We start from the raw sequence: 18,566 nt of genomic DNA, 5'->3' as shown, positions 1-18,566 counted from the left end.
CTCATGAACAAAAAGAGGACTCCCTTTAGGAATCCTCTTTTTGTTGTACTATTTCTAGTCATTTTAAATCTTTGATAATCGTACTCTATTGGAAACTTAGAACGGAACAGCCATGATGACCTTACTAGCAAGTACCCCGTTATTTTTTTGTTAATTGAGAGTATTAGTTGTTCGAACGCTGATTATAATCCCGTTCGATTCCTTCCTTCCAGCTTCGGTCAATTTTCTTGCCGCTTCGAAACTTCATGACAACCTCGTTTACAGCTTCATAGTTTAATTGGGTTCCGATTTCATCAGCGCGGTAATCTACGGCGAAATCCTCGTCTATTCCGAATTGTTGAGCGGTTGAGATAGCATCAATATTGGCACCAAGGAACATGAATTCCCAGCCATATTTCTCTTTTTGATGCTTGACCATTTTTTTGATTTTATCCGCCGAATATTCACGGCTGGCATTTTCCAAACCATCCGTTGTGATGACGAATAACACCTTATCAGCACGTTCCGCCTCACTTGTTCTTTTTTGAACATTAACGATTTTTTGGATGGTCAGACCGATGGCATCGAGCAGTGCCGTTGTGCCACCCACTTCATAATCTGCTTCGTTAATTGGTGATATTCCTTTTACATTGATACGGTCGTGCAATAATTCATAAGCATGATTGAATAATACAGTGGTGACAATCGCCTCTCCTTCTGCCTTTTGCTGCTTTTTCAGCATGGAGTTGTAGCCGCCGATTGTATCTGCTTCAAGCCCGGACATTGAACCACTTTTATCCAAAATAAACACCAATTCTGTTTTCATCTTTGTCATCCTCCATTCTTTGATAAACCTAGGATAACAAAGAGAAGATTGGAAATGGTCGCTTTGAAAGCGACATATTAAGCCATAACAAAGACAGAACGTTATTAATAAAATTGGATCATATCTTCCCTATTCAAAAAAGGGGAACGAATCCCTCGTTCCCCTTTTTTGCTTCATCCACCAATTTGAAACATAGACTTGGTTTCTGTTTCGGTAATGAACTTTTTTGTAAAATGGTGTTCACGGGGCTTGCTTTCCAGTGCTTGTTTGATCATCGCTTCCAATTCCTGATTAGAACTTCCGCTTCTAATTATGTCTTTCAAATTGACGCCATGATCAAACTGTAAGCATGTTTTCAATTTCCCGTTGGCTAATAGCCTCACACGATTGCAGCTGTCGCAAAATTTGTGGCTCATTGCACTGATAAAGCCGATTTTACCTTGAAAGGCTGAAAGACTGTAATAGCGGCAAGGACCATTCCCCAAAACCTCATTAAATGGCTCAAGGGATCCATAAGCCTGCTCCAATTCCTGCATGATGTCTGTTTCACTTTTAAAGGGAAAATTCCGCCCCAGGCCGATCGGCATCATTTCGATAAATCGAACATGGACTGGATGGTTCTTGGCAAGTTCGGCAATTTCCAATAGATTTTGTTCGGGTATTCCTAATGGCACACAGTTGATTTTGAGTTTTATATTTGGGTAATCCAATGCCTTTTGAAATCCTTCTAAAACTTTGGGCAAGGCGTTTCTTCGAGTGATTTTTTGATAGAGCTCTGGATTTAATGTATCTAAGCTGAGATTGATGGCATCGATTTTTGCCTCAGACAGTCCATCGATAAATTCAGCTAAATGGGTTCCATTAGTGGTCAGCGTTACCTTTTCAATACCTTGAACTCTCTTAAGCTTAAAAATCAAATCTATTACATTACGGCGTACGAGTGGTTCCCCACCGGTAATTTTAATTCGGCTAACACCAAGACGAGCAAAACATTCCGCAATGCGGAGAATTTCCTCGTAAGAAAGAATTTCCTGACCTGCCAGAGGTTGAACTCCGCTGTTCGGCATACAGTACTTACACCGTAAATCACATCGGTCTGTCACCGAAATCCGCAAATAATCTATTTTTCTGTTAAACGCATCCATCATCATATTATGTCGCCATCCCTGTAAAATTTGCCGCACTTTCCTTTGGTTCTAAATTCTACCTTTTTTATAAGTTCCATGAACCGGACAGCTGTCCGATTTTTCTACACTAATTTCGTCCCAAGTACCTCTAAGACCATCATAGCTGAGCATCCGTCCGTAAAATGGCTCACCGATTCCTAAAAGAAGTTTTATACACTCGTTTGCCTGCATGCAGCCAATGACACCAGCTGTTACGCCCAAAACTGGGATTGGTGTTTTCGGGATTACTTCGTCATAACCGAGACAAGACAGACAAGCACATTCTCTTCCAATATCCATTACATATCCAGAAAACCCATACACACCACCTTCGACAAGCGGAATGTTCAGTTTCAAACACGCTCTTGCGACATTCATTCTTGTCGCTAGATTATCAACACAATCGACCACCACATCCGAACCGGCGATATAATCTTCTGCATTATCCGAATTCAGTCTGTCATTGATTACCATTAAATGTACACTCGGATTGAGCTGTGATAATTTCTCTTTTGCTGATAAAGTTTTTAACTTCCCCACGTCTCCCGTGTTATGTAAAAACTGTCGGTTCAGATTGGATACCGAAACGACATCATCATCAAAGATTCGAATCGTTCCAACTCCAGCACTGGTGAGATAGGTAAGGACAGGAGAACCCAGCCCTCCGGTACCAATCACCGTAACCGTACTTTTCTCCAGTTTTTTCTGTCCTTCTTGCCCGATTTGAGGGATTATTAATTGTCTTTCGTATCGCACATCAGCCACCTCCTCACATAATCCAATTCTAGTAAACTAGTCATTTCGTTTCTCTCGTACTTTATTTTTCAACCAAGAGCATAATTCAGCTAATCCCAAGTCTTGTGTACAGGATGTTTCAAAAATGATGGCCTTTTCGTTAAGTGATTTTACACTTTTATAAAATTCATCCATATCGAAATTGGTATACTTAACCAGGTCAATCTTGTTTAGAATGACCAGCCCTGACTTTTCAAAGGCCAAAGGACATTTAAGGGGTTTATAAGTCCCTTCGGTTGTACTCATTACCGTTACTTTAATATCTTCGCCAACATCAAATTCTGCGGGGCAAACCAAATTGCCAACATTCTCTACAATCAACAGTTCGATCTCGTTAAGATTAAGATTATCCATTGCATTCTTAATCATGTTGGCGTCGAGATGGCAAGCTCCTCCGGTGTTGATCTGAACAACCGGTACCCCCTTCGCTTCAATTCTTTGGGCATCGATACTCGTATAGGGATCTCCTTCAATAACCGCTATTTTAATATCCGCTTGTAACTTGGATATAATCTTCTCAAGGATTGTTGTTTTACCTGAACCGGGTGAACTCATCACGTTTAGTACATAGATCTTCTTTTCATCAAGCATCTTTTTATTTAGGGAATTAATCTCATCGTTTGCTTTTAGAATACTGGTTACAACTTTTATCGCACTCATCGATTATTCTCCTCATTTGCAATAATAAAAGTGTATTCCCCTGTGTAGAGCTTTCATTTTAAAGCATTGAACGGTTCATATAGGCAATGCTACAGGCCCCTTCATTCGTAACCATACAAGGTCCTGCTGGATTTGATGGGGTGCATTGTTTACCGAAATTTGGGCACGCTTGAGGTTTCATCCCTTTCAGAACCTCACCGCACAGGCAGTTCTGTCTTGGTGTCGCTACATTATCAGGTAGTTGTAGATTGAATTTAGCTTCAGCGTCAAACCTACTGTATTCACTTTTTAATACGAGACGGGACTGTGGTAACGTCCCTACACCTCTCCAGCTTGCATCTTTAAGTGTAAACGTTTCTTTTAATAAGTTTTGCGCCAGTATATTTCCCTTTTCTGTTACTACTCGATCATATTGATTCATTAAGACAGACTCGTTTTTACCATGTTGGCACATTGCCTGAAGAATGGCCTCTAATACATCAACAGGTTCAAACCCGCTAATTACACAAGGTATACCATATTGTTTTACAATTGTGTCGAAAGGATCTGTTCCGGTAACCATAGCGACGTGTCCTGGACAAAGCAATATATCCATTTTTGCATTTAATACTACATATTCCATTGCAGGTGGCGTGATCCGATGGGAAGAAATAATCGAGAAGTTTTCTATATTACCGGCCTCCTGAATAATTGCGGCTGTACCTGGGGCAGTCGTTTCAAAGCCTACAGCGAAATGGACTACCTCTGTTTTTGTCGTTTTTGCTATCTGAAGAGCCTGTGAGATATCACAGACCATCCTCACGTCGATCCCCTCAAGCCTTAATTGTTCCAAAGAGCCCCATCTCGTCGGCACTCTTAAAAGGTCTCCATAGGTTGTAAGAATAATATTTTCTCTTTTTGCCAGATTCAACCCCATCGCAATCTCTTCCTCAGGAGTAACACAAACCGGGCAGCCTGGACCGCTTATCAATTCTATATTGGGAGGTAACAAATCGCGCAAGGCGTATTGTACAATCGTATTTTCATGGGTACCGCAAAAATTCATGATCTTTAATTCTCGCTCATGAAGTCTTTTATTTTCTTTTTCGATAGCATCTAGCAGTTGTCTTGCATACGCATCTGTAGCAATCACATCACGATACATCTTTTGAGGATCTTTGAGTATTTCGGTTGCAAAACCAGCATGAACAATGACTGTATCACCAATTCCAACCTTAGGAAGCAATGCAACGGAAACCTCCTTCAACGCTCCCTTGAAACTAACTACTGCACTCTTTCCCATTAGTTCTGTAACTTTCCCGAAAGCTGCAACACACATCCTAATCACCTTCACTGAATATGTAAGTTTATTCTACATCCAGACTTTCAATATATAATTCTTTCCCGGCAATGATTTGAAAACTTTTGTTTCCACAAACATCACATTCTGAAAAAGGAATCTTCGTTTCGTATTCATTCCCGCATATTCGGCACCGGACTTTAACTGGAACGCGCTCAATAATAAGACTTGCTCCTTCTACAGGTGTTGCCTGAACATAAATCTCAAAGCAGGATTTCATCGTCATATCTTCTACGCCGGTCAGTTCTCCGACGATAAGTTTGACTTCTTTCACCTTTTTAACGCCGTACTCTTTAATTTTTTCACTAATTACATCATAAATGCTTCTTACCATTGCCAGTTCATGCAACTTGCGGTACCTCCTTCTAAAAAATCGTTATTTTTTATCTCTCGGTACAGGAAATGCACGGGTCGATGCTTCCTATTACAACAGGAATATCCGCTATCTTACTGCCAGGCAGCATAACATTTAGGGCTTCCCAGTTCGGGTACGTAGGGACTCTCCACTTGATCCGTTCGGGAATCGCCGTTCCGTTTGTACTTGTGTAATAGATTAATTCACCCCTGGGAGCTTCCGATTTTGCAATTGCTTCACCGGCAGGAATATCCGGCATATAATCCAAGCAGGTTGGACCGCCAGGCATTTGCTTTATACACTGTTCAACGATATGAATAGATTCCACAACTTCTTCCAGCCTTACCATGAGTCTTGAATAGACATCGCCATTTTTCCTTGTCACTGCATTTACCTTTAGTTTGTCATAAGCTGCATAAGGGTTGTCCACCCTCACATCGTATCCGAGTCCTGATGCTCTCGCGACTGGCCCTACCACGCCATAAAGTACTGCTTTATCTTCAGGAAGGATGCCGATGCCCTCAGTCCGGCGGCGAATCGATGCATTAGTCTTGCAGATACCTGTAATTTCTTCAAGCGGTTTTTTTAAACCGTCCAGCGTTTTAAGGATATATTTGCCTTCCTCGTCAGAAATATCATATCTAACCCCGCCAATACTATTGACGGATAAATTCATTCGATTACCGAAGATCGATTCTTTTAAATCCTGCATCGTCTCTCTAAGCTCCATGGCATGCATAAACAAAGAGTCGAAACCGATAATATGTGGAATCAAGCCAATATTGAAAAGATGGGAGGAAATTCGTTTAATTTCATCGGCAATGGTTCTTAAATACTCCGCTCTAACCGGAATCTCAATACCAGCAATTTGTTCAACTGCCATGCAATAGGTAAATGGGTGATTATTAGAACAAAGCGAACAAACTCTTTCGGTGAGCGTTAGGTTTTGGTAAAAATTCCGTTGCATCGCCAGGAATTCTATTCCGCGATGGACATGGCCGGCATTTATATCAAGACCGACTACCGTCTCGCCCTCCACCTGCAGTTTGAAATATATGGGTTCTTCTAGGACTACGTGTACCGGACCAATAGGAATCGTATAGCTACTCACCGATTTTCGCTTCCTTTCTGTCAGACTTCATGATTTTTTCCCACAAGGTGTTGGTGCTTGCTCCCGTCATGGCTTCAGACAGCGGGATCATAGTGTGATCTGTCATGTAAATGTTTTCATCCAAGAACAGCCTTTTGGAATTAGGATGGCCTTCTAGTTTGATGTTATAAAGCTCCTGCATTTCCCGCTCATGCCAGTCTGCACTTTTCAGAACAGGGGTTATTGATTTTACTGTTCTATCGATATCCGGCAATGTAATACGAACAGTAAAATTAACTCCCTCAAAAAAGAAGTGATAATTGATAATCAAACTAACCGATTTTTCTTTTACCAACGCCTCATCCGGCGCATTGTCGGCGATAATGGCTGGCGTATTTAATGGGGTAATCGTCATTACTCTTCCTTTAAAACTAGCAATTAGCTTTGCAACCTTCTCGATATCGTCGTAGTCAACAAGCCTACACCATCCGCATACAACGCCTTTTTTATCAACATCCCATTTCAAATCTAATTTCCCGGCTAATTCCAGGTTGATTTTTATACTAAAATCATTGATGACTTCTTCTGTTAACATTTAATCGCACCACCTTCCCATACAGCTTTTCTGCGGCAGCTCTCACACATTTTGGTCAGCCCTTTCTGATCACCGTCTTTGCCATATAACTTCTCAATCAAGTAAGACGGAAACGGTATAATTGGTTCACCGCAGCGTGTACACGGTTGTTTTCTAACCACAGTTCTTTCGGTATAGTTGTATTTATCTTCTTGCAAATGCGCAGTATGGTAATCATTGGTTAATTGAATCGCCTTTGTTGGGCAGTAATGCTCGCACAACCCACAATATGTGCAGGTGTTGTGCCAAACGACAAAGTCTATTCCTTTGTGATCATCGGACTCCTGTATCCTTATGGCACCCCCTGCACAGACATACTCACACATATGACATGCCACACAGGCCTCCGGGTTATGTTTAATTTTGCCTCTCAGTTTTTCTGGTGCAGGTGAATCTTCAAAGGGGTATTTAATAGTAGACGGACCTTTTATGATATTCTGTAGAATCATTTTCAACGTTTTACTCATTTATATTCCCCCTAGAACCTGGTCTTCCATATTTCAACTGCCATCGCAACTCCATCAATAATGGCCTGGGGGCGAGGTGGACAGCCAGGTACATTCACATCCACCGGAATGTACTCATCAAGCGGTTTTTCAACCGCATAGCTATCCCTAAAAACTCCCCCCGATATAGGACAAATACCGACTGCTACCACTACCTTCGGATTTGGCACTTCATCATAAACACGTAAAACTTTCTCTTTCACAACCGCAGTAACCGGCCCCGATATCAGCACAATGTCAGCATGCTTCGGACTGCCGCAATACCTGCAGCCGAGACGTTCAATATCGTACCGGGGAATGAGAGCGGTTGTTGCCATTTCCACATCGCATCCGTTACATGAGCCGGCATTGATTCTGTAGATCCAAGGAGATTTTTTTATAATTTTTTGAAGTAATTCTGCCATAAATATTATTCCCTTCAAAAGGTTATATTTAATGGCTGCGTTAACGCTCGTTGTTGATTGGAGCGGAAGGTGCGAGACTCCTGCGGGAGAAGCTGGTCTTGTGAGACCCCACAGGCGCAAAGCGCCGAGGAGGCTCACGGACCGCCCGCGGAAAGCGAGCGCCTAGAGCGCAAATCAACAGGCAAGTTTAACAAAAGCCATTTAGAAAGAAAGCAACGTTAAAACCAGACTGATTAACGCCAAAGCGGTCGGAAACAAAAGGTAGAACTTGAATGCCTGATCCATCCGCATTCTGGCCCTTGTAGCCCGAATCAGTGTAATCGTAAAGAACGTTACAACGATGCATTTAAAAATGAACCATAACAGATTTACGAGCCAAATGTTCCCGATGCCTGACGGGAAAAACAGTGCAATGGCCAATGCAGACAGCACCACCATCTTCAAGCCGCCGGTAAGTTTAAACATCGCCAGTCCCATGCCTGAATACTCAAGTAAAGGCCCTTCGGTAATTTCCGTCTCCGCTTCAGGGATGTCAAAAGGCACAACCCCGATTGTCCCGGGAATGCAGCACATAAAGGCAATGAAGGCCGGCAACATCGGCCAATCAAAAAGCAAGGCGCCATTACTGAGCTGAAAATCCATGATTCTGCTTAGCGAAAACTCAGCCATTCCTCCACTTGCGATTCCGACCCTCATTCCTATTGTCAAGAAAACAATCACTAATGGGATTTCATAAGCCAGCATAATGGTCATTTCTCTGGAAAGTCCGACAGAACTGTAAGATGACCCTGAAGCGGACGCCCCGACCATCATCGCCAATGCCGGTGCTGCCAGTAAATACAGTAACACCAGTAGGTCTCCAGATTGATAAAGACCGGAATAAATTCCTGTGACAGGAATGATGGTAATCGCCGCGATCATACCTGCAAAACCCATCAACGGAGCAAACCTGAAAGCAGTATAGTTAGCTGTTACGGGTATTAAAATTTCCTTGCGAGAAAGTTTTATCATATCAAGAAACGGCTGGTAAAGTGGCGGACCTACACGGCGCTGAAGGCGCGCATAAATTTTTCGGTCTACGCCGAGAAGAAACAAAGCAAAGACAATGGCAAAAAGGCCGCCTGGAAAGATCAATATATTAAAAAGTAGTTTTACAGTATCCATTAGTCCTCTTCCTCCTCGCCATTACCAAAAACAGGTACGATCACCTGGTGGTGTAATTTCTTCACCAGCTTTGTAGGAGTTTCATACAAGTTTTGTGACGAGACATTGATTTTGTCTGCATCAATGTCCGATACACCGCAAGTATAAGCGTTGGTATATCGTATTTTTTTGTTTCCGGAAAGGAGGAGTGCCAAACCAACAATCAACGCCAAAAGTAAGGTCATTGTGATGATGCCAACCTGCCATACTCCAATCGGCGTATCAATCCGAAATAATGTAAAGGATGGTTGGGCGAAACCTGCCATCGATAACACTTTCGATATGACCATTAGCGGTAATCCCGGCATGATGCCGAAAACAATACTGATGACAGATAATACCCCCATCGGAACAAGCATTGTCCATGGTGCTTCTTTGACATGTTCTGAATTGTGTGAAGGTATACCGAAGAAAGCGGAATGCAAAAATTTTAGAAAATATGCCATCGTTATAACGCTTCCGGCCAATGATAGGAGCGCTAGGAATACCTCACCCTTTTCCATTGCCGCTTCATACACAATCCACTTCGACGTAAATCCGCTGAAAGGAGGTATGCCGGCTAAGGACATGGCCCCTATCATAAAGAACGATAATGTTACAGGCATTTTTCTGCCAAGACCGCTGACATCGTCGAGATTTCTGATATGTGCTTGTACCATAATGGCACCTGCAGCTAGGAAAAGCAGATCTTTAAAGAACATATGGTTGACAAAATGAAGCATAGAACCGGTAAGTCCCAGCGTTGAACCAAGGCTCAAACCAAGGATGATATAACAAATCTGACTGACGGTACTGTAAATCAGCATTCTTTTAATGCCCCTTTGTACAAGCGCCATCGCACCCGCGCCTACAATAGACAGACCGGCAATCCATGACACAATGTACATCAAAACAGAACTATTAAAGACCATTCCAAGGCGCCCTACCACAACTGCGCCTCCCATGATAAAGAACAGCTTGATTAGACTATATGGCGCGCATTTTAAAAGTACGGAAGAAATATATCCGCTGACAGGTGTCGGCGCGGTTGAAGGGTGCATCTGATAGTCAATCCGGAAAGGCAGGACCGCAGCTTTCATAAGAAAACCAATTGTGATTAAGGTCAAGCCCAACCCTGCTGAACCAAGATCGATTCCTTTCAAGCGTTCCATAAGCACACTCATGTCAAAGGCGCCTGTCTTCGCTGTTAAAATGAGTATTCCTAAAAAGGCAATGCTTGCGCCTATATAGTTAAATAAGAAATATTTGAAGCCTTCTTTTAACGCAGCCTTCGTCTCCTCATGGATGATTGAAAAATACAACGTCCAACTGCTCATAATCTCCCAGTAAATAAAGAAGGAGAAAAAGTCCTTGCTTGTCGCAACACCAATCAGCCCACCTATCATCATTAAGAAAAACATGTAATAGCGGTTCTGTGCATGTCCGTGCGCCTCCATATATCCTAATGAGTACAGCATATTAAGCAGGCCTACAAAGGCAATCAGCACTGCAAAGCTTAATGAGTAAATATCCATCTTTGCATGTAAAACAGCAATCGCAACAAGTGTTACCGACATCACAGCCACAGATATCCAGCCTGCGACTTTAGGGGTGCGTTTCCCCAAAAAGTAGGATAACAAACTACCAAGCATCGGGATAATGATGAATAATGGCCAGTTCACCTGAATCTGAGGAATCGCGGTGATCGTTAATCCTCCGTTATGCGCAACAGAATTTGCTGCAGAAACTACGAGCTTCAAGGCAAACTGAGGGAACAATCCGTTAAAGAACACCAGTCCAGTAAGGAAACCAATTGGAACCAGCATTGACAAAGATCCTTCCTTTACGGATGACCCTTCATATTTTTCAAAGAAAATCGTTTTGATAAGTCTGATATAACAAATCGCCCCGATAATGCTTCCAAACAAGAGGAGAGCAGCGATATACCAGTAGCCGGATTTCACAGCAGCATACAGCATGAGAAATTTACTGATGAACCCGTTAAATGGAGGCAAACCCATAATGGCAAGAATGCCGATAGCCAAGCATCCCGCCGTAAAAGGCATGACCTTTCCGACTCCTTTTAATGCTGAAATATCCCGGCTTTTCAATTTGTGTACGAGTATGCCGACAGCAAGGAACAGCAATCCTTTCATAATCGCATGGTTCAACACGTGGTAAAGGCCGGCAACCATACTCAGATAGGTCCCCAATCCAAGTGTGGCGACAATCTCACCAATCTGCCCCATAGTCGAATAGGCTAGCAGACGTTTAACATCTTTCTGAAGTAAAGCCATTACCTCTCCATATAGGGACGTTATGATTCCTAATATGGCTAGTACCAAACCAGCATAGGAAAGCTTTCCAGCAGACCCTAATTGAGTCAATAGACCGACACCAAAAATAGCAAACAAAATCTTCACAAGTCCATATACACCTATTTTTGTAAGGATACCGGAAAGAATAGATGATACAGGTGATGGTGCGGCAGGATGGGCTTCAGGCAGCCAGCTGTGCAATGGCACAAGACCGGTTTTAACTCCGGTTCCTATAATAACCATACAAATGACTGCAATTAATAGACTAGGCTCTATGAAAGGCAGTTTGCTCGCCACCATTCCCATGTCAAGTGTGCCGGCGTTGTCCTGCAGTATTAATAGACCAAACTGCATAATATTAGCACCGGTTGCACACATCATAAAGTACTTGAATCCTGCACTTAAAGCCTTCTCTGTTGGTTCATGAACGATGAGCAAATACGACGCCCAAGTCATCAGTTCCCAGAACACATAGAAATTGCCAAACTTTGTGCTCGTCGCAACACCGATCAAACTGCCCAAAGTGAGCAGCAAAAAGAAAAAGTAACGGTTGTTGTTCTTTTCATTCTTAAAATATCCGATCGAATAAATGATGGCCAAAAGAATAATACCTGAAATAATAATCGCAAAAAATTTGGATAGGCCATCGACATTGCCATCGATTAAAACGATTCCGACTGTCGCCGCTCCAATACAGACTGAAAGTGTTCCTGTCAGCTTCGGCAAAAAATGACCGATGATGAAAACGATAAAAGCCCCGATATAAGGTACTAAAACTGTAATCGGCCAATGTGAATCAAAAACAGGTAATTCAAGCTCAGGTGTTCCAAATAGTGAAGTGGCCAAATGTTCGCTAAACCCTATTAATGGTTCAGGGAACAACGAAGTTAAAGCAGTAAGGGCTCCAAGAACCATTACAAATCCGTAAAGGACCGAATTAAAACGTGCAAATGTCTTTTCAGTCTGATCGGGATTTTGTGCACCATCCTCTGCTTTAGCAAAACAGATTTGATGGATGATCCTGATAAAATACCATGCTTCCAAAACGCTACCTACTAGAATGGCTGCAGCATAAAGATATTGACTGGTTTCAATGTAGGAGTATTCGATTAAAAATTTGCTGATCGATCCTTTAAATGGGGATAGACCCATTACCGAAAAGATCCCAAAAGCAAACATCGTCGCTATGAATGATGAAGTCCGCCCCACTCCTCTTAATTTCTCAATGTATGGTGATCCGCCGCGTTTAATGATTAGGAAGGCCGCAAGGAAAACTAAGCCCCTCATCAGAAATTGATATTCAAGATGCAGAAACGCCCCGGTTTGCCCGGCAAAAGTGCCGCTGCCAAACCCAAGAAGTATATATCCTACTTCGGCTAGCGAAGAATAGATTAGTAATGCCATTAATTTTTTTGTTTTTGTAACTGCCAATAGTTCAAAGAGCAGCAAAATGATTACGCCAAATAATGGCAATGCATTCAATGCATTTCCCCCCTTACTTTTTTAAATTAAAAAGGTTGATATGAATCAACCTCCTGCAACAACAGGGAATATAGAAATGACATCCTCCTGTTTTAATTTTGTATGGATTCCCTCACAATGCTCTATATGCCGTCCATTAACAAGAATGATGATTTCTGCACTAAGGTTGTTATTCTCAAATATTTTATCTTCGAATTTTTTTCCGTACTTATGACAAAGCTTCTTTAAGAGCTCCTCGAGCGTTTCGCATTGATCCATCTTGGTTTCTTTCGTATGTGTATAATCACGTATATAGGCAAAAAATTTAATTATCATAAACCATCACCTGAGATTGAAGTTGCTGGCAGGCTTATACGTTGCTGTATAAACCTGCCGCACATTATAAGTAAATTATTTACTTTTATTCCATTATGTGTTATTTTAAAATAACTCGCTCGACTTTCTGCGTGATGATTTGCTACCAACAATTCTCTTGCACAGGTCGATCGCTACGACACTTTTTTTATTCAAATCATTTTAAATTGGGGTATTTTCAAATGATTTTATCGAAAGTTCTTTCTTTTTCATTTCGGTTGGTACACCATCAGGATCCCATCCCCTTAAGGAATAGTATTCTGGGAGCATTTTATCCAGCTCGGTAACCTTTCCTTTTGCTGGACCCTCAGTAATAGGTTCATTCAAAAGTCTTGGAGGAAGAGTGTCATCTTCCTTAGAAATTCCGTATTCCATATTCATGAGTTTTTCAAGGTTCCATATTCTTTCACCAAGCTGCAGAACCTCTTCATCCGTATAGTTGATACCTGTAGCTGTCCGAACCATTTCTGAAATCTCAGGCAGACCAATTGCAAATGTAGTAAAGAGGCACATTCCTACCGAATCTACAACGGAGGTTAGATCCTGGAAGGTTTTTAGCATGCCAGCCTTTCCTTCGGTCACAAGTGGATCCATTTTTACAGGCAAGCCAAGGATTTCAGGTGATGTCATATACCCGCGAACATGGCAGCCTCCACGATTAGAAGTAGCATATTCCAGACCCATTCCCTGTAAGGCGCGTCCGTCGTAAGCTGGCATTTCTAATTTTTTTACAGTCATTGACAGTTCAGGATGTCCGAATTCTGTAGCCATTCTATAGGAGCCTAATGCAAGCTTATCTCCGAAACCTTCTCGATAACCTGTCATTCTAGTAAGCTCAACAATTGATTTGGCATCTCCAAAAGGTAAATCCCTGCCAATATCATTTTTTGTTGCGTAACCTTTCTCATACAATTCCATTGCACAGGCGATTGTTGAACCCATTGTAATCGGATCCATACCAAGCTCATTGCACAGGAAGTTTGCTTCGCATACCTCTTCCAAACTACCTACGCCGCAGTCCGCTCCAAACGACCAGCCTGCTTCATATTCAGGTCCTTCACCAAAGTCTGTATATTGTGATCTCTCGATTTTCGTGACCCGGCCGCAACCGATCGAACAGTCAAAGCAGCCCCGATTTCTTACGAGATACTTTTCTGCAAGGGCCTCACCGCTGATATCGTCTGCTTTTTCAAATACAGATTCCTGCCAGTTCCTAGTTGGAAGTCCTCCCGACTCGTTCAAAATATTGACGAGTACCTCTGTTCCATATGTAGGCAGTCCGGTGCCAGTTACAGGATTTGCTTTGATTTTGCTCAATGAATCCATGCATGCATTCAGAAATTCCGTTGGCTTCGCTACGGTAATCGACTTCGTACCTTTTACAACGATTGCCTTTAAGTTTTTAGAACCCATTACCGCTCCAAGTCCTGAGCGTCCGGCAGCTCTGTTTAGATCATTCATGATGGTGGCGAACAAGACGAGTTTTTCACCGGCTGGACCAATACAGGCAACTCTTGCATCCTCCTCGGTTTCTTTCAGCAATTCATTTGTAGTAGCAGGAACTTCCTTGCCCCATAGATGACTCGCTTCCCTCAGTTCCATATGATCATCATTGATATAGAGGTAGATTGGCTTTTGGGCTTTCCCTTCAAAAATGATTCCATCATATCCTGCAAATTTCAGTTCAGGTCCAAAATGACCACCTGAGCTACTGGCGCCGATCGTATCGGACAAAGGAGATTTTGTTACCACTTCATATCTTCCTGCACAGGTAGCAATTGTGCCGGTTAACGGACCGGTCATGAAAATCATCTTATTTTCGGGACTGAGAGCTTCTACCCTTGGGTCCACTTCATTTTGATAGATTTTTGTCCCAAGGCCCCGGCCTCCCAGATAAAGCTTTGCATCCTGCATATTCAGGGGTTCGGTTTTAATTGTTTCATTTGTTAAATCAACTCGGATAATCTTTCCCTTCCAACCGTTCATTAACTCTTCACCTCCGCAAACAAATCCTTAAACTTTTCAGCAATGGCTCTTTTCTTGTTGATGTTGGCAGTGGATCCATCTACATACTGTATGGCCCCTGATGGACAGACTTTGGCGCAATGAGGATCTCCGTCACACAGGTTACACTTCACAATATTTTTTTGGCTCGGGCTGAAGGAAATATTCCCCAGTGGACAGGCACTGATACACATTTTACAGACAATACATTTTTCACCATTTGATACAACTGCGCCGTTTTCATCTCTCGAAAACGCATTGACGGGACAAACTGTCATACACGCAGCATCTTCACACTGCATACACATGACCGGTACTGAAATGGCAGCCTCCTCGTAAGCTATGACATTTACAGCTGATTCCCTCGGGTTGAATTCTCCAATTTTAATAAAAGAACAAATCAACTCACAGCTTCTACAGTTCGTGCATTTTTCAGGAGAAATCGTTAAAATTTTGCTCATGATTATCCTGGAAACCGCAATTTGCGATGCCAGTTACACCTCCTCGACACGGAAAATTTACTACGCTTTCACTATAATCCTTAAATTTTTTTAAAACTAACAAATTTCTTTAAAAAATAATCCTATTTTTTTTGTCACGAATTGTCCATATCTAAAATATTGGCCCTCATAGTACTATAAAGGTGTAAATGTGTTCGAATAAGGAGGTGTTTGAAGGATGCTGACGAATTTTAATCGAGGAATAGAATTAGCGGACGGGTTGGAAACGGATTATGCTAGATTGTTATACTATGATCTTTCTCCAATGAAATGTGATTACAAATCGTATGAATACACGAGGCTATGTACCATACTAGACGGCTGTAAACATGTTTCAGTAAACAAAGACATTCATTTTACATATAATCCGGGTCAGTTTATTGTGTTGCCACCCCACTCGAATGTCCATATGGAAATTGACTGCCCTACAAAGGCTTTGGTTTTTGAGCTCAACGACAGTCTCTTAAAAAAGGTGACAGAGAAAATAAGTATAGAAATAGATGCAGATTATGACTCTCTTAATGAGGAAAAATTTTTACTTGGCAAAATAAATGACGAGCTTAGAAAATGTTTGAATAAAGTGACCAATGTTTCTGTAAAAGCCGATAAAAATAAAGAATTCCTGATTGATCTTTACGTTCAGGAAATGGTTTATCATCTCGTTCAGATTAAAGGGATACAGCAAGTCATCAATGTTGAACATGATCATCCTATTTACCAATCGATCAAGTATATACAGGAGAATATTAGGCAGCCGTTAAGCATATGCCAATTGGCACACAATCTAAATATGTCCGAAACGAATTTCAGTAATTCTTTCAAAAAGATCATTGGAACGACGCCAAAGGAGTATATAACAAACCTCAAACTGACTCACGCAAAGAATTTACTGAAAACTCGGAATGTTACTGAAGTAGCCTACGAACTGGGTTATGAGAATATTTCTTATTTCATTGCACTCTTTAAAAATAAATATGGCATTACACCAAAGCATTATAAAAGTATTGGAAACGTTCCGGTTATGTATCAATACGAAGAATAATTATTTGCGTTACATACAAGGGATTTCGGTTATATAAATGATTGCCTATTCCTTTCAGCTTGCGCATAATCTTTAGACAAAGTGGATGAAGCCAATCCTCAATGATGATTTATTAATACATAAAAAATCCACACATTTTTATGTGTTTTTTTTTTTGCGCTCGAACGACTGAGACGAAACTGATTTTTTCGGGAGGACGTCTGCAATATACAAAAAATGACGTATGTCAATTCATACGTCATTTTTGTGTCATGTATTAAGCAAGCTCCGAAAGTTAGACTTCGCCCTTCAGTTAAGCTCCGAGCAAAGGCTGTTCAAAGGCAAACAACGCTTCATTCATTTCGTGGATATTGTAGTTGCCCTCTTCGATAAAATATTTAACAATTACATCAAATTTACTGCTATGTGATAATGTATAGCCAGCAGCTGCTAATAAGTCAATCGTTTCATCTAAATTTAATTTCAATGCTATGGCAAACGCAATCGCTGTTTTTTTCTTAGGTGTATAATCGACTCCGTTGCGAATTTTTGAAAACAAGCGGCGATCAATATTTGCCCGATGATAGGTCTCGGCGTCGGTCATTCCTTTTTCGTCAATTAAACGAAACAGCCGCTCAGAAAAGGATTCATCGAGCTGGTTCACCAGATCTATTAAACTTCTTTGCTTTTGTACTTGTTCCTCTATTTTGTAATAATCCTGTTCGATACTCTTAGCTTCATGCAATGGTTCCATGTGAAAAAGTTCTTCATTTCGATCACGGCTATAACAAATTTCGGCTTCCTCTACATAATGCTCATCAATGTATTGATGGATCGAGGCAAAGAGCTGCTTGCTTAAACCAAAAGACTTTTTGTCAAAAACAACGAGGTATACGAGGATGTCATAATTTAATAGAAACGATCCGATCGTGGAGACGGCAATTTGCAATGCTTCTTCCTTTGGATAACCGTATATTCCAGACGAAATCAACGGAAACGCGATGGACTCGCATTGGTGTTTAATCGCTAGTTTTAAAGAATTTTCGTAGGAGGCCTTTAATAGTTCGGCTTCTTTGTTGGAACCGCCTTGCCAAATCGGTCCAGGTGTATGAATGATATATTTGGCCGGTAACTTAAAGGCATCGGTGATAACCGCTTGTCCAGATGGGCAGCCACCGATTTCATCACATGCCGCTTGGAGTACCTCGGCCCCTGCTGCTTCAAAAATGGCGCCGCATACTCCCCCGCCCCTTTTCAAAGCGGTATTCGCAGCATTCACAACCGCATCAACCTTCATTTTTGTTATATCATTGCGAACGATTTCCAATGGCATGATCGTATTGGCCTCCTTAAGGGCATTCTCTATTATACTTATATGATAGCTAATTCTGGAAATTATAAAAAGAGTGGACAAATACGTTTATTTCCTGTTATCCAAATTCCACACAAGTCTTGTCATTTTTTATTGGAAAATGACGATGAAAAGAGAGGAATAATCTAAAGGAAATTTACACAATATCTGGAATTAATAACTATAGGGAAAACACCCATAATCTTTTCGGAAAGGTAGTGATAGTATGAAACTATTTATGCTACATCGAAAGGTTCCCGCACAAGCCAACGGTTCGAAAGACAAGAAAGCTCAGGAGCTTATCCGGAAAGTCCCACCCAGAATTAAATTCATGACTTTGTTAACCATATCAGAAAATGTGAAACACAAATATAGAAAGCAGCCGATAACCTTAGGAGTTCTTGCCAAACAAGAAACCCAGTTATCCACCCTGATTCGAATCCAAATGGAGGAAGTGAAGAGAAAAGTTAGAGTCCGTTCCCCTGAAGCAAAACAGTTCATAGGTCCAGGTGATTTATATACAAAACTATTATTAAAGGAAGGAGGGAAAATCGAAGACATTTCACTTAAATAAACAGAAAAGGAGAACAAAGATAAAAT

At 41.5% G+C, this 18,566-nt stretch carries 18 protein-coding genes; 2 read left to right on the top strand and 16 right to left on the bottom strand.

All coding sequences use genetic code 11. The annotated features are described in order from the left end of the window. Window positions 1-163: 163 nt before the first annotated feature. The 15 genes from ACI48O_RS21195 to ACI48O_RS21125 form a co-directional block, all read right to left on the bottom strand. Window positions 164-814 (bottom strand): vWA domain-containing protein, encoded by a 651-nt coding sequence (locus tag ACI48O_RS21195; RefSeq protein ID WP_435563820.1) that lies wholly within the window; start codon window positions 812-814, stop codon window positions 164-166. Between the two features lie 164 nt (window positions 815-978). Then, a complete protein-coding gene (moaA, locus tag ACI48O_RS21190) occupies window positions 979-1,956 on the bottom strand; it encodes a GTP 3',8-cyclase MoaA (RefSeq protein ID WP_435563818.1) in 978 nt (325 codons plus the stop codon). Window positions 1,957-2,001: 45 nt separating this feature from the next. After that, the gene (locus ACI48O_RS21185) at window positions 2,002-2,727 is read right to left on the bottom strand and encodes a HesA/MoeB/ThiF family protein (protein WP_435563817.1); all 726 of its coding nucleotides are present in this window, start codon (window positions 2,725-2,727) and stop codon (window positions 2,002-2,004) included. Window positions 2,728-2,763: 36 nt separating this feature from the next. Then, window positions 2,764-3,426 carry a hydrogenase nickel incorporation protein HypB gene (hypB, locus tag ACI48O_RS21180; RefSeq protein ID WP_435563815.1) on the bottom strand — a complete coding sequence of 221 codons (663 nt, stop codon included), beginning with the start codon at window positions 3,424-3,426 and terminating at the stop codon, window positions 2,764-2,766. 58 nt (window positions 3,427-3,484) lie between these two features. Beyond that, the gene (hypD, locus tag ACI48O_RS21175; RefSeq protein WP_435563814.1) at window positions 3,485-4,744 is read right to left on the bottom strand and encodes a hydrogenase formation protein HypD; all 1,260 of its coding nucleotides are present in this window, start codon (window positions 4,742-4,744) and stop codon (window positions 3,485-3,487) included. Window positions 4,745-4,772: 28 nt separating this feature from the next. Beyond that, on the bottom strand, window positions 4,773-5,114 hold the full coding sequence (gene hypA, locus ACI48O_RS21170; protein WP_435563812.1) for a hydrogenase maturation nickel metallochaperone HypA: 342 nt from the start codon (window positions 5,112-5,114) through the stop codon (window positions 4,773-4,775). A gap of 34 nt (window positions 5,115-5,148) precedes the next feature. Further along, window positions 5,149-6,231, bottom strand: coding sequence for a hydrogenase large subunit (locus ACI48O_RS21165; RefSeq protein WP_435563811.1), 1,083 nt, complete (start codon window positions 6,229-6,231; stop codon window positions 5,149-5,151). Further along, window positions 6,224-6,805, bottom strand: coding sequence for an NADH-quinone oxidoreductase subunit C (locus tag ACI48O_RS21160; RefSeq protein ID WP_435563810.1), 582 nt, complete (start codon window positions 6,803-6,805; stop codon window positions 6,224-6,226). The genes ACI48O_RS21165 and ACI48O_RS21160 overlap by 8 nt, the downstream gene beginning before the upstream one ends. After that, window positions 6,799-7,311, bottom strand: coding sequence for a 4Fe-4S dicluster domain-containing protein (locus ACI48O_RS21155; protein WP_435563809.1), 513 nt, complete (start codon window positions 7,309-7,311; stop codon window positions 6,799-6,801). Before ACI48O_RS21155 ends, ACI48O_RS21160 begins: the two co-directional genes overlap by 7 nt. A gap of 11 nt (window positions 7,312-7,322) precedes the next feature. Beyond that, window positions 7,323-7,754 (bottom strand): NADH-quinone oxidoreductase subunit B family protein, encoded by a 432-nt coding sequence (locus tag ACI48O_RS21150; RefSeq protein ID WP_435563808.1) that lies wholly within the window; start codon window positions 7,752-7,754, stop codon window positions 7,323-7,325. Between the two features lie 201 nt (window positions 7,755-7,955). After that, window positions 7,956-8,918 (bottom strand): respiratory chain complex I subunit 1 family protein, encoded by a 963-nt coding sequence (locus ACI48O_RS21145; protein ID WP_435563807.1) that lies wholly within the window; start codon window positions 8,916-8,918, stop codon window positions 7,956-7,958. Further along, a complete protein-coding gene (locus tag ACI48O_RS21140; protein ID WP_435563806.1) occupies window positions 8,918-12,736 on the bottom strand; it encodes a proton-conducting transporter transmembrane domain-containing protein in 3,819 nt (1,272 codons plus the stop codon). Before ACI48O_RS21140 ends, ACI48O_RS21145 begins: the two co-directional genes overlap by 1 nt. 45 nt (window positions 12,737-12,781) lie before the next feature. Further along, complete coding sequence (locus ACI48O_RS21135; protein WP_435563805.1) at window positions 12,782-13,051, bottom strand: ubiquitin-like small modifier protein 1; 270 nt, start codon at window positions 13,049-13,051, stop codon at window positions 12,782-12,784. A gap of 201 nt (window positions 13,052-13,252) precedes the next feature. After that, the gene (locus ACI48O_RS21130; RefSeq protein WP_435563804.1) at window positions 13,253-15,076 is read right to left on the bottom strand and encodes an aldehyde ferredoxin oxidoreductase family protein; all 1,824 of its coding nucleotides are present in this window, start codon (window positions 15,074-15,076) and stop codon (window positions 13,253-13,255) included. Continuing rightward, window positions 15,076-15,555, bottom strand: coding sequence for a 4Fe-4S dicluster domain-containing protein (locus ACI48O_RS21125; protein ID WP_435563803.1), 480 nt, complete (start codon window positions 15,553-15,555; stop codon window positions 15,076-15,078). The genes ACI48O_RS21130 and ACI48O_RS21125 overlap by 1 nt, the downstream gene beginning before the upstream one ends. A gap of 217 nt (window positions 15,556-15,772) precedes the next feature. Between ACI48O_RS21125 and ACI48O_RS21120 the strand changes: the two genes are divergently transcribed. Further along, window positions 15,773-16,636 carry a helix-turn-helix domain-containing protein gene (locus tag ACI48O_RS21120; protein ID WP_435563802.1) on the top strand — a complete coding sequence of 288 codons (864 nt, stop codon included), beginning with the start codon at window positions 15,773-15,775 and terminating at the stop codon, window positions 16,634-16,636. Between the two features lie 292 nt (window positions 16,637-16,928). Here the strand turns inward: ACI48O_RS21120 and ACI48O_RS21115 are convergent, their stop codons facing one another. Next, entirely contained in the window at window positions 16,929-17,948 is a 1,020-nt protein-coding gene (locus ACI48O_RS21115; protein ID WP_435563801.1) for a macro domain-containing protein, read from the bottom strand. A 244-nt stretch (window positions 17,949-18,192) separates the two neighbouring features. Between ACI48O_RS21115 and ACI48O_RS21110 the strand changes: the two genes are divergently transcribed. Next, window positions 18,193-18,540: a hypothetical protein gene (locus ACI48O_RS21110; protein ID WP_435563800.1), complete on the top strand. Its 348-nt coding sequence runs from the start codon at window positions 18,193-18,195 to the stop codon at window positions 18,538-18,540. Window positions 18,541-18,566 lie beyond the last annotated feature (26 nt).

This window comes from Neobacillus terrisolis (assembly GCF_051233475.1).
Lineage (GTDB): Bacteria > Bacillota > Bacilli > Bacillales > Cytobacillaceae > Bacillus_BU.
This window is presented reverse-complemented; position numbering and strand designations above follow the sequence as displayed.